Here is a 12,682-nt window from a genome sequence, read left to right as displayed (position 1 = left end):
AAATTCTTTTCGGGGCTTATTTTGTATTATAGGATGTTAGCTTATCTGACACTGAATTTATACACGCAGATCTCATCGTAATTTTCTCCCGGACGAAGGACCGGAGAAGGGAACTGCGGATAATTCGGAGAGCAAGGAAATCCCTGAGCTTCGAGACAAATAGCGTATCTCACATCGTACTTTTTACCATATTTACCGGTAAAATTTTCAACCCAGTTGCCTGAATATACCTGTATACCGGGCTGTGTCGTGTAGACCTCCAAAGTGCGTCCGCTTACTGGCTCATATAGCGTTGCTGCATGAGCCATTTCATGCATCTGTCCTTTTTTTACAACCCAGTTATTATCAATTCCTCTACCAACAGTAAATTGATCAAAATCGGCATTTATACGATCTGAAACAAGCACCGGACTCCTAAAATCCATCAATGTTCCGTCCACAAACCGTACCTCGCCCACAGGAGCCTGTGTTTCGTCGAGCGGAGTATAAAAATCGGCATTAACCGTAAGATAATGGTCTTCAATATTACCATTTCCGGCTCCTTTCAAATTAAAGAACGAGTGCTGGCAAAAATTGAGAATTGTCGTTTTATCCGTAATGGCCTGATAATGAACTTTCAACTCATTATCATCTGTCACCTGATAAGTGACTGTCGTTTTAAGATTGCCGGGATAACCCTCTTCTCCATCTTTGGCAAGATAGAACAAAACCAATTTATTATCTGAGAAAGATTCCACGTCCCAAACAACCGCATTAAAGCCTTTTATCCCACCGTGAAGATGATTTGCGCCATTATTAACAACCAAATCGTATGCTTTACCTTCGAGTTCAAAATGACCTTTTTTAATACGGTTGGCAAAACGACCACAAACTGCACCAAAAAAAGGTTCTTTTGTCAAATAATCATCCAGATTATCAAAACCGAGCACTATATCTTCGGTTTTTCCATTTTTATCAGGCGCTTTGAGAGTCACAATCTTAGCACCGTAATTGGTGATTGCGACTTCGAGTTTACCTCCTTTTAGGACAAACAAGCTAACCTGTTTGCCATCAACTATTTTATTGAAATTTTCCTGCATAACTCTGCTTTTTATCCTATTTTACAAGCTCCATCACCAATTTCGGCGACATAAAAGTCCGGTGTGATGCCTGTTTTTTCCTTATAAGCAGCGCCCACCTTTTCGATAAATGTATCGATAGCCTCTTCCTTGACCAAACTTACGGTGCAACCACCAAAACCACCTCCAGTCATACGAGAGCCAATCACTCCCGGGATTTTCCAGGCTTCTTCTGCCATTGTATCAAGTTCAAGTCCGGTAACTTCATAATCATCACGCAACGAAACGTGAGAAGCGTTCATCATCTGGCCAAATTTATCGATTTCACCGGCTTTTAGAGCCTTTACAGCATCGGATGTACGCTGAACTTCAGTTACTACGTGGCGAGCCCGTTTGTGAGCTACAGGATCACTATCGAGAGCAGATTCCACCTTTTTGAAGTCTTCTTCTGTCAATTCGGCCAGGTTTTTAATCGGACGCACTTTTGAAATCAGCTCTACCGCTTTTTTACATTCAGCAACGCGTTGATTGTATGCGCCTGAGTCAAGTTTATGAGGACTGTGTGTATTCGAAATAAGAATTTTTACGCCTTCCAGTTTTACCGGCACCAGTTCAAACTCGAGTGTATCGCAATTCAAGTGAATAGCATGATCTTTTGCTCCATTAGCCGAGGCAAACTGATCCATAATGCCACAATTTACAAATGCAAATTCGTGTTCTGCCTTTTGGCCAATCTGTGCAAGTACGGTACGATTAAAACCGGTTCCTAATTGATCGTTCAGAGCGTAAGCTGTAACAACTTCCAGCGCTGCTGACGATGACAAGCCCGCTCCGTTGGGAACATTACCCCAAATCAGGATATCAAAACCTTCGTTGATCGCAACACCTCGCTTAATAAACTGAGCAAAAACTCCAAGAGGATAATTTACCCAAATTTTTTCGAGAGGAGTGGTTAACTGATCCACCGACAATTCGGTAATTTCCGGTTGATTCAAAGATTTGAACTTTACCGTCTTTCCACCGTTTTTCCGCAGCAACAAATAAGTTCCAAAACTCAATGCACACGGGAATACAGAACCACCGTTATAATCAGTATGTTCACCAATTAAATTAACCCGCCCCGGTGAAAAGTAGACAGCATCGGGAACTACGCCATAAGCTTCCACAAATGCCTGCTTTAATTCTTCTATTTTCATAATCAATAGTTTATTTGTATAAATGTGTTGTGAATGAAGAGATACAAATTTACGGATTTATTTTAGCCTGTCAGGAGACAAAACATGTTATACAGCAGGTTTTATCTCCTCTAAAAATAGATTCTGTCATAAACCGAGAAAGAGTAACAAATTGGCTTAATTTTGTTATTTTTGTAAAATCATTATTCTTACCTCCATCTTTTTATGAAAATCCTGATTGTTTGCAGCGCCACAAATCGACAAATTGCACCTTTCATTCAGGAGCAGGTAGATAGTCTGAAAAAATTCGGTGAGATGGTCGATTTTTTTCTTATCAGGCAAAAAGGAATCATGGGTTATTTACAAGCTTTACCCAAGCTAAAAACAAAAATAAGAGATTTCAAGCCTGATATAATACATGCTCACTACGGACTTTCAGGCCTTTTAGCAAATCTTCAGCGGAAGATTCCCGTAGTAACAACATTTCATGGCAGTGATATTAATGATCCCAAAGTACTCAGATGGTCTAAATGGGCAATCAGATTATCTGCACATTCCATTTTTGTGTCCCAGAAAATAATAGATATTTCCAATGTCCGGAAGCAATACACTCTTTTGCCCTGCGGAATTGAAACAGAGAGATTCTTCCCAATGAAAAAGATGGACGCGCGTCAACAATTAGGATGGGATACCAAAGCCTCATACATACTCTTTGCCGGCTCACAGGATAATACCGTCAAGAATTACTCATTGGCTAGAAAAGCTGTCGATTTGATCGGAAAAACAAAGCTTATTGAACTAAAAGGGTTCAACCGAAACGAAGTAAATCTGGCGCTAAACGCAACAGACGTGGCTCTTATGACATCGTTTTCGGAAGGATCTCCGCAATTTATCAAAGAAGCAATGGCATGTAATTGCCCGATTGTCTCAACCAACGTCGGCGACGTTAAAGAGTTAATAGATGACACGAATGGCTGCTATATAACAACTTTCGAAGTTAATTCAGTTGTTGAAACCCTGCAAAAAGCGCTCAATTTTGCAGCAAAAGAAGGAAGAACCAATGGTAGATCACGATTAGAAGCGACAGGGATGACAGACAAGCAAATAGCAACCAAATTGATTGAAATATATACACATTGCATTCAGAATGAATCCGAAAATCAACAATAAATACCATATAATCAGTGGATATGACAATATCGACCGAAAGCAATGGGCTGCTTTTGTTGAAGGGCATTCCAACGGCACAATCTTCCAGACCCCCGAATACTACGAAATCCACAACAATATACCTGGATTTCAACCATATGTATTAGCTATCTGCGACAATACAAAGCAGATAACAGGTGTAATGGTTATTATCATCCATCAGGTTTACAACGGCATGATAGGTCGTTTTACTGCTCGAGCTATAATCGCAGGTGGTCCATTAGTCAAAGATAATGATGCTGAGCTTGCACGTTTCATGCTAAAGGAATATCTCGTCGACAAAAAAGTCAGAGTCATTTATTCTCAATTCCGTAACCTTTTTGAGTTGGGCGATATAAAAAAAGCGTTTGAAGCAATTGGAGCAAAGTATGAAGACCATTTGAATATTTTGATTGACCTGACAAAAAGCGAAGATGATTTATGGAAAGACGTAAAAAGCCGCAAACGTAACAACATCCGGCAAGCACAGCGCAAAGGACTTTTAGTCAGGAGATTGACAACCCCAAAAGAAGCTGAAGCAGCATATCCTATCCTAGAAGAAGTATACAAAAGAGCGAAACTACCCTTAGCAGACAAATCTCTGTTTATGAATGCATTTAATCAAATGTATTCCAACGGAATGTTACGAATATACGGAACTTTTTTTCAGAATGAACTTGCAGGCATCATGTATATTTTTTCATACAACGGGCGTTTCTACGACTGGTATGCCGGCAGTTTGAAGCAATATTACCATTTTAACCCAAACGATATTCTTCCCTGGGAAATATTCAAAATAGCACAGTCAGAAAAAGTTCCTTTATTTGATTTCGGAGGAGCAGGCAAACCTGATGTACCTTATGGAGTTAGAAATTATAAAATTCAGTTTGGAGGAGAACTCGTCAATTACGGACGGTACGAATTACCTCACAACCGGGTAGTATTCTTTATTATGCGAATCGCCTTCAAAGCTTGGCAATTCCTTCACTAAACAGCGATAAAATGAATATACTTTTCGATATAAATCATCCGGCTCACGTTCACCTGTTCAAGCACACGATCCGAACGCTCAGGCAACATGGGCATAATGTGATTGTCACAGTCAAAGATATCCCCGCGGCCAAACAGCTATTAAAGTCCGAGAACATCGAATATATTTCTCTGACCGGTAAAAAACGTGACTCTTTGATCGGGAAGGCCTTCATGCAATTGCACTACAACTTTCTCCTATGGAGATTAGTAGTAAGAAAGAACATTCATCTTGGTGTAGGGTCTTCTGTTACTATTGCACAGGTATGCCGGTTCTGCAAAATGAAGTCTATTTTTCTGGACGATGATGACGACAAAGTGGAACCTTTAATAGTAAAACATGTTCACCCGTTTTGCAATGCCATATTGTCTCCGGTAGCCTTAACAGGAAAACGCAAAGCCAAAAATGTTATATTTTACAAAGGAACTCACGAACTTGCATACCTGCATCCTGCACGTTTTACACCGAATATCCAAACACTGGAATTAATAGGAGTCAATCCATCGGACAGTTATTTTGTTCTTCGTTTTAATGCCTTCAAAGCGCATCACGACGGCAACGTTTACGGGCTTTCGCTTGAACAGAAGCTTAAGTTAGTGCAACTACTCACCGGGTACGGCAAAGTGTTCATCACCGCTGAAAGAGAAATCGAACCGGCTCTGGAATCATTCCGACTTTCTGTTTCTCCAGAAAAAATACATGATCTTTTGGCTTTCGCTAAACTATTTGTCGGGGACAGCCAGACCATGACTTCCGAAGCAGCAATATTAGGGACTCCTGCTTTCCGTTGCAACTCGTTAGCTGGCGAATTGAGTTGCATTGAAGATCTTGAACATAATTTCGGACTGGCATTCGGATATAAACCGGAGGAATTTGAAAATATGCTGGAAGATATCAAGAATCTATTAAGCAATCCGAATAGCAAGAAAGAATGGCAAATCAAAAGAGCGAAATTTCTAAAAGAAAGAATCGACACAACCGGTTTTTTAGTCGATTTCATCGAAAATTATCCATATAAAAAGAACCCAACAAAGTGAGAATTGCATTATACATATCGCACCCGGCTCAATATCTTTTTTTTAGGAATCCTATCCGGTTATGGAAAGAACACGGGCATGAAATCAAGATATTCATCCGCACTAAAGACGTATTGGCTCAATTGATGCAATATGACAATGTAACATTTGAAAATGTAATGCCTCATGGACGAAAGCCCAATGTATTCGACATAACCAAAGCCTTCATTTACAGAACCTCTAAGCTGTTTTTTAAAATTCTCATATTCAAACCTGACATTCTACTGGGAACCGACGCCTCGGTTGCTCATATCGCAGTCGTTCTCCGAAGGCCCTGCATCACAACACTTGAAGACGACTACAATGTAATCAAACGACTGGCTTTACTCACCTACCCCTTCACAAAAACGATATTGACTCCCGAATGTTGTAATGTTGGCAGATGGAAATCCAAAAAAATTGGCTATAACGGCCTCATGAAGTTATCATACCTGCATCCCAGCCGCTTCAAGCCGGACAACAACATCATCATAAAATATGCAGGAGAACGACCTTATTGTCTCATCCGGTTATCACGCCTTACGGCCTACCACGACATGGGGATTGTCGGCTTATCTCAGCCTCTCATAAAAAAAGAGATTGAAATTTGCCAAAAGCAAGGCAGAAAGGTATTTGTCAGCGCAGAAGGTGAATTAAACCCGGAGTTTGAACCATACAGACTTACAATCAACCCTTCAGACATACATCATGTATTGGCAGGAGCCGACTTATTAGTATCTGACAGTCAAAGCATGTCTGTTGAAGCCGCCATTTTAGGCGTTCCTAGTATCCGGTTTAGTGATTTTTCGGGTCGTATCAGTGTTTTAGAAGAGCTGGAGCACAAATACCACTTAACTTACGGCATTCCCACATCCGAACCTGAAAGATTATTGACCCTAACAGGTAAAATCTTATCCATAGACAACAGAAAAGAACTATATCAGGAAAGGAAAAATCAGCTAATAGCTGATAAAATAGATGTTGCTCCGTTTATCACATGGTTTGTTGAGAACTATCCCAAAAGCAAGAATTTGATGCTATCAAATCCAGACATTCAGTATTCAGTTGGGAAAGACCCGGGACATCTCACCTATCAGACCAAAAAAGTCAAAGACGATCTCCTCTCCAAGTCATCGGATTTTACTTTTCACAAATATATCGATCTGCTACATGTACTCAAACATCAGGGATTCGAATTCAGAACATTTGAGGAATTTTGTCAGGGGCAAAATGAAGGAAAGTTCGTCATCTTACGGCACGACATCGACGCAAGGCCGTATCACGCGTTGCAATGCGCCGAAATTGAGCACCAAGAAGGCATTCCTGCCTCTTATTACTTCCGTATAGTACGAAACAGCAATCGCCCCGAAATAATACAAAAAATAGCTGATTTAGGCCATGAAATCGGGTATCATTATGAAGAGATGAGTCTGACAAAAGGAGATACAAAAAAATCAATCGTGTTATTTGAGAAAAACCTCGCGTATTTCCGTCAATTCTATCCGATCAAAACTATTTGTATGCATGGTAGCCCTACCTCATCTTTCAGTAATATTGACCTTTGGAAACATTACAATTACCGGCAATCGGGCATTATCGGCGAACCTTATTTCGACATAGACTTCAATAAATTCATGTATCTCACCGATACCGGCAGATGCTGGGACGGACAATCAGTCAGCATACGTGACAAGGTAAAAGGGAAAATATACGACAGGTTTCATTCCACTAATGATATAATTGCAGCAGCTATAAGCGGTCAACTACCTAACAAAATAATGATTACCACACACCCACAACGATGGACCGATAACCAGTGGAAGTGGGTATTCGAATTCGTCAGCCAAGGATTAAAAAATCAGATCAAACGTATTGTGATCCACTACAAGAAAACAAAATAATTTGCAAAGAATATGGATTTTGGTGCTGAAAACAACTCAAATAGTATTAGTTTTGTAATCAAGCACCATCAGAATCGGACACCCACATGCAGCTTTATCTCTGTTTCTATGTAATTTAATTTTACTCACACAAATACACACGACAATGAACTCATTAGCAACTATTTTCGAAAATGCACATCTGGCTAAAAAAGAATTAGCCGCCATTACAGATGCTACGATCAATCGTGTTCTCAATGCCATTGCAGACGAAGCCGTTGCTCAAACGAGCATAATTCTGAAAGAAAACAGTAAAGATTTAAGCCGCATGGATCCGGCAGATCCAAAATACGACCGTCTGAAACTGACAGCGGAACGTATTGAAGCCATTGCTCAGGATCTGCGAAGCGTTGCTCTTTTACCTTCTCCGCTTGGGCATGTATTATCGGATATTGTCCGCCCCAACGAATTAAACATCAAAAGAATCACCGTTCCGTTTGGCATCATTGGAGTTATTTACGAAGCACGTCCAAATGTGAGTTTTGACGTATTTTCACTCTGCCTGAAATCAGGCAACGTCTGTCTGTTAAAAGGAGGCAGCGACGCGCAGGATTCAAATGTTGCAATTGTTGGATTAATCAAAAGTATATTGCAAAAATTTGAAATCAATCCTGATATTGTAACGCTGTTGCCGCCTGATCGTGAAGCCACCACCGAGTTGCTGAATGCCGTTGGCAAGGTGGATTTGATTATTCCACGCGGAAGTCAAAGCCTCATCGAATATGTGCGCGACAATGCCCGGGTACCTGTGATAGAAACCGGAGCTGGTATTTGCCACACTTATTTTGATGAATTTGCCGACCTAAAGAAAGGCGCTGCCATTGTAAACAATGCCAAGACACGTCGTATAAGCGTATGCAATGCTCTTGATTGTCTTATCATTCACGCAAGCCGCATTCATGATCTTTCGATGCTTTGCGCCCCACTGATCGACTCTAACGTGATTATATATGCCGATGAACAAGCCTATAATTCATTGAAAGGCTTCTACCCCGACAAATTATTAAAAAGGGCCACAGAGCAAGAATTCGGCACCGAATTTCTGGACTATAAAATGGCTATCAAGACCGTCGGCACATTTGCCGAAGCACTTGACCATATCGCAAAATACGGTTCAAAACACAGTGAAGCCATTGTCAGCGAGAACAAGCTGCGCATTGCCACTTTTCAACAACAAGTAGATGCAGCCTGTGTTTACGCCAACGCATCAACAGCCTTTACAGATGGATCTCAGTTCGGATTGGGAGCCGAGATTGGCATCAGCACCCAAAAGCTTCATGCCCGCGGGCCTATGGCTCTTCAGGAGATGACAACCTACAAATGGGTTATCACCGGAAACGGACAAATCAGGCAATAAACAATCAAATTCTCTTATAACGAAAAACCTTCGGCTATTGAAACAGTCGAAGGTTTTTTGTTATAAGTCCAAGGCGTACGACAGGGTCATGTTTTGCGTTCGACGCCATTTCAAGACCATAACATCATAAAAAAACAGCCACCCGTCATTAGACAGATGGCTGTTTTTTTATGTTTCCACCGGGCTTTTACTGCATGTGAAATACTTTTGCGAAAACCTGGAACTGAGCCGAATACTGACTCACAATTTGTTTACGCTTATATTTATCAGCAAAGAAAAGCAGGTTACTCAGGGTAGCCATATTGTTTTGAATACGTTCACTGGCACTACGCATCTGTTTCGGAGTAAGACCGGCATACCATGTCAGGCTCTTAATGGACTGTTTAGCCACAGCATTCATTATTTCATCACCTTTCGCGGTTTTACCCAGTTCATAATAGAACCGGCCCATATTCATCGTGAAATAGTCGTGAGGCAAGGTTGTAGGCGGAACGACCTTCATGCCGTAATCCAGCACTTTGAGAGCCGAGTCTTTTTTATTTTCAAGAATCAGGGCTTCAGCCAGGCCTGCAAATTGCATCCGGAACATCGATACCATCCGAACTATATTCTCATCAAGATATACTTTCGGATTTTCCATACCGCCCCATTTATATTTGTGCATGAGGTTATCATACATCACGGCAGTATTGGTATTTGCACCTTCTTCCGTCTTAACAGGCACTATACGGTTTACAATACCCTCACGTTGAAAATAATCACTCAGGCGAACATTGTACATACTGTTTCCAACGGTAGCAGCTATATAAACCGGGCGTTTCCAGTTGTTTGTTTTCAGAATATCCATCAGTATCAAATCCGACTTGGTAATCTGAGAACCGACCTTTAATTCCATCACCGGCAAAACCTTATCTGCAAGATGAGCTGGCACTACTTTATTATTCAGAACCGATTGTTTGTCAACCGGTAACAACACTGTCGATGTCGGGAAAATATCCTGACCAAACTGATCTTTCGTTCTTGGATCATTACTCAACACGAACGACATTGCTGTCTTGATATCGACTTTGGTGGAATCTTTAGTATCATAGACTCGAGCCACTTCATGACTACCCGACATGTACTGAGAAGCATTCCAGGATATTGGTAGCGGAGCAGATGTATATGCCTGACGTTTCATCTGGTCAATATACCAGTCGGTTTGCAAATAACTTAAATTACAAACACGCACATCAGGACGGAACTGTTCTACTTCATTACAATACCAGAGAGGGAACGTATCATTGTCACCGCAAGTGAATATGATAGAGTTCGGAGGAAGACCGACAAGGTAGTTCTTTCCGAAATCACGGCAGGTATAACGTCCTGAACGATCGTGATCATCCCAGTTCTGAGCGCAAAGAATACCCGGAACAATCAAGCCGAGAATCGATGCTACTACCGCGCTGATTTTTGCATTGAAACGCTTTTCGAGGAAGCGATAGATAGCCAGAACACCGAGACCAATCCAGATAGCAAATGCATAAAATGAACCAAGATAAGCATAATCCCGCTCACGGGGCTGTGCCGGAGTTTGATTCAGGTAGATGACAATTGCGATACCCATCATAAAGAACAGGACAAGAATAATCCAGAAGGCATGCATACCCTCCTTCCCCCGGTAAACGAGGAAGAACAACCCTAAAAGCCCCAATAACAATGGAAGGAGGAAGTATCGGTTGTGTCCTTTATTTTGCGACAATTCATCCGGCAGGTTCGACTGATCTCCTACCATCAGGTTGTCTATAAAGTTTATACCCGTTATCCAGTTACCGCGATCCACTTCGCCCATCGATTGCATATCATTCTGGCGTCCGCTAAAGTTCCACATGAAATAACGCCAGTACATAAAGTTGACCTGATAACTAAAGAAAAAGCCAATATTTTGTATAAACGAAGGAGCCTGTGCTGATTGCTGTTGGCCGCAAGGCTCATAATCGACCGTATTTTCAGGTTCACCAGCCCACTCTTTATACGCCTGAACATGACTTGGCTGCTGACTGTACATACGTGGGAACAATGTACAGAATGCATCATCATAAACAATATCTTTTTTATAACCGGTAATGACATACTGATCTTTTTCGTTCGGATTAGCCTTTGGCTTTTTAGCATAGCGCGGAGCTCCTATTTTTTCTTCGGGGAGACAGGTTCCTCCTTCGGCAGGTTTCCATTTATATTCGGCCGTATACAGAGGTCCATAAAGCAAAGAAGGCTGGTCGCCATACTGGTCTCGACTCAGGTAACTCATCAAAGAGAACACATTGTCAGGTCCGTTTTGATCCATCGGAGGAGTCGCATTTGAGCGAATGACGATAACGGCAAATGTAGAATAGCCGATAAGTAACATAGTAACAACCGTCACAATCAGGTGCATCGCATGATTAGACAACGCTTTCTTAAAGTAGAAGAAAAGCACTGCCGTCGCTGCAAGAATAACGATTCCCAACCATAAGCGCGATCCTAAAAAAGGAACACCCGACAATGCAATGGCAACAAGGAATGCGATTTTAGCTCTGGTATCGTTCTTCTGAGTGCGGGTTTCATACAATGCCCAGCCCAAAGCAATGGCAGATATAACGATATACGTCAAAAGCCCGCTATTAAATGGCATTGAAAGAGTATTCACAAAGAAGAGTTCTACATAGCTTGCAAGCCAGAAATAAGACGGCATCAAACCATATAAAAGTCCGGCCAAAATTGCTATCGAGACCAACATAGCGATCGCAAGACCCTTTTTATTGACCTGATATTTTTTGAAATAATAAATTAGCACCAAAGCCGGAATGGCAAGCAGGTTCAGGATGTGTACCCCGATAGAAAGCCCCATTACGTAAGCCAGCAAAATTATCCAACGTTCGGCACGAGGTTCGTCAGAGACTTCCTCCCATTTGCACATAGCCCAAATTACAACAGCAGTACACAACGTTGAGAAACCGTAAACTTCAGCTTCTTCGGCCGACCACCAGAATGAATCGGAGAACATGAAAGCCCATGCCCCTACAAAACCGGCACCTAACACCGCGATTGCACGTCCTGTTGTAAGCTCTTCGCCCTTGCTCACAATCACCTTGCGGGCAAAATAAGTAATGGTCCAGAACAAGAATAAAATGGTGAGCGCGCTATAGATAGCAGTTGCGACATTCACGCAATAAGCAATTTGCGATTTATCGGAAGCAAACAAAGAGAAGAAGTGCCCTATTAATGCATGTAGCGGACTTCCGGGAGGGTGACCTACTTCCAGCTTCGCAGCGACGGTAATAAACTCGGGGCAATCCCAAAAACTGGCTGTCGGTTCCAGCGTAATAATGTATACGATGGCAGCAGCAGCAAAGGCAACCCATCCGGAGATGGTGTTAATCAGCTTGAAATTCTTCATATTATGAATTATGGATTACAATCACAACAGGCTTCTGATTGAAGTGCCAAAGATACAAATATTTTCGGTTAACGAAAATCAGCTTTCAGCCTCATTAAGAGCAAGAAAGTGATAATTTTCAGCTCTGTTGAGCCATCGTTCCAATCCCGACATATTAGGTTATCACTAACAAACAAACCATTATCTATCAAAACACAATAAGATTTTGACCACAATCAGAAAAAAAGCATTACTTTTGTTCTCCAAACTTAAACTGCGAATTGAGTCAATTTTTCAATTATTTGGAAAAAAGAAATAGAAACAATAAGCGATTTAGGTTTTATTCTAATCTAAAGCCTGTTGAAAAATGAATTTTAAGAGTGCAATTTCAGAATCTAAATTCTCACACTTCAGAAACTCAACAACACACAGGACACAAACTCCTTACACACTAATACCTCTCGCAAACTCTATCATTGGAG

The 12,682-nt window shown here is 41.3% G+C and carries 8 protein-coding genes; 5 read left to right on the top strand and 3 right to left on the bottom strand.

What is annotated here, in order from left to right:
- Positions 1-41: 41 nt before the first annotated feature.
- Entirely contained in the window at positions 42-1,079 is a 1,038-nt protein-coding gene (locus F8N35_RS01190; protein WP_293049526.1) for an aldose epimerase family protein, read from the bottom strand.
- Positions 1,080-1,090: 11 nt separating this feature from the next.
- On the bottom strand, positions 1,091-2,254 hold the full coding sequence (locus F8N35_RS01185; protein WP_293049525.1) for a galactokinase: 1,164 nt from the start codon (positions 2,252-2,254) through the stop codon (positions 1,091-1,093).
- Between the two features lie 204 nt (positions 2,255-2,458).
- Between F8N35_RS01185 and F8N35_RS01180 the strand changes: the two genes are divergently transcribed.
- The 5 genes from F8N35_RS01180 (at position 2,459) to F8N35_RS01160 (ending at position 8,803) form a co-directional block, all read left to right on the top strand.
- On the top strand, positions 2,459-3,403 hold the full coding sequence (locus tag F8N35_RS01180) for a glycosyltransferase family 4 protein (RefSeq protein WP_293049524.1): 945 nt from the start codon (positions 2,459-2,461) through the stop codon (positions 3,401-3,403).
- The gene (locus tag F8N35_RS01175; RefSeq protein WP_293049523.1) at positions 3,381-4,412 is read left to right on the top strand and encodes a peptidoglycan bridge formation glycyltransferase FemA/FemB family protein; all 1,032 of its coding nucleotides are present in this window, start codon (positions 3,381-3,383) and stop codon (positions 4,410-4,412) included. Before F8N35_RS01180 ends, F8N35_RS01175 begins: the two co-directional genes overlap by 23 nt.
- An 11-nt stretch (positions 4,413-4,423) precedes the next feature.
- Positions 4,424-5,488 carry a DUF354 domain-containing protein gene (locus F8N35_RS01170; protein WP_293049522.1) on the top strand — a complete coding sequence of 355 codons (1,065 nt, stop codon included), beginning with the start codon at positions 4,424-4,426 and terminating at the stop codon, positions 5,486-5,488.
- The gene (locus F8N35_RS01165) at positions 5,485-7,407 is read left to right on the top strand and encodes a DUF354 domain-containing protein (RefSeq protein WP_293049521.1); all 1,923 of its coding nucleotides are present in this window, start codon (positions 5,485-5,487) and stop codon (positions 7,405-7,407) included. Before F8N35_RS01170 ends, F8N35_RS01165 begins: the two co-directional genes overlap by 4 nt.
- A 145-nt stretch (positions 7,408-7,552) precedes the next feature.
- Positions 7,553-8,803, top strand: coding sequence for a glutamate-5-semialdehyde dehydrogenase (locus tag F8N35_RS01160; protein ID WP_293049520.1), 1,251 nt, complete (start codon positions 7,553-7,555; stop codon positions 8,801-8,803).
- Positions 8,804-8,990: 187 nt separating this feature from the next.
- Here the strand turns inward: F8N35_RS01160 and F8N35_RS01155 are convergent, their stop codons facing one another.
- Positions 8,991-12,221: a DUF2723 domain-containing protein gene (locus tag F8N35_RS01155; RefSeq protein ID WP_293049519.1), complete on the bottom strand. Its 3,231-nt coding sequence runs from the start codon at positions 12,219-12,221 to the stop codon at positions 8,991-8,993.
- Positions 12,222-12,682: the final 461 nt, after the last annotated feature.

This window comes from Paludibacter sp. (genome assembly GCF_009712605.1).
Lineage (GTDB): Bacteria > Bacteroidota > Bacteroidia > Bacteroidales > Paludibacteraceae > Microbacter.
Note: the sequence above shows the minus strand (reverse complement) of the source record. Positions and strands in the feature narration are given on the sequence as shown.

What these genes read in the sequence shown, in the direction of transcription:
- F8N35_RS01180 (WP_293049524.1), top strand. Translation starts at nt 2,459, where the DNA reads ATGAAAATCCTGATTGTTTGCAGCGCCACAAATCGACAAATTGCACCT.
- F8N35_RS01190 (WP_293049526.1), bottom strand. Translation starts at nt 1,079, where the DNA reads ATGCAGGAAAATTTCAATAAAATAGTTGATGGCAAACAGGTTAGCTTG.
- F8N35_RS01185 (WP_293049525.1), bottom strand. Translation starts at nt 2,254, where the DNA reads ATGAAAATAGAAGAATTAAAGCAGGCATTTGTGGAAGCTTATGGCGTA.
- F8N35_RS01155 (WP_293049519.1), bottom strand. Translation starts at nt 12,221, where the DNA reads ATGAAGAATTTCAAGCTGATTAACACCATCTCCGGATGGGTTGCCTTT.
- F8N35_RS01175 (WP_293049523.1), top strand. Translation starts at nt 3,381, where the DNA reads ATGAATCCGAAAATCAACAATAAATACCATATAATCAGTGGATATGAC.
- F8N35_RS01170 (WP_293049522.1), top strand. Translation starts at nt 4,424, where the DNA reads ATGAATATACTTTTCGATATAAATCATCCGGCTCACGTTCACCTGTTC.
- F8N35_RS01160 (WP_293049520.1), top strand. Translation starts at nt 7,553, where the DNA reads ATGAACTCATTAGCAACTATTTTCGAAAATGCACATCTGGCTAAAAAA.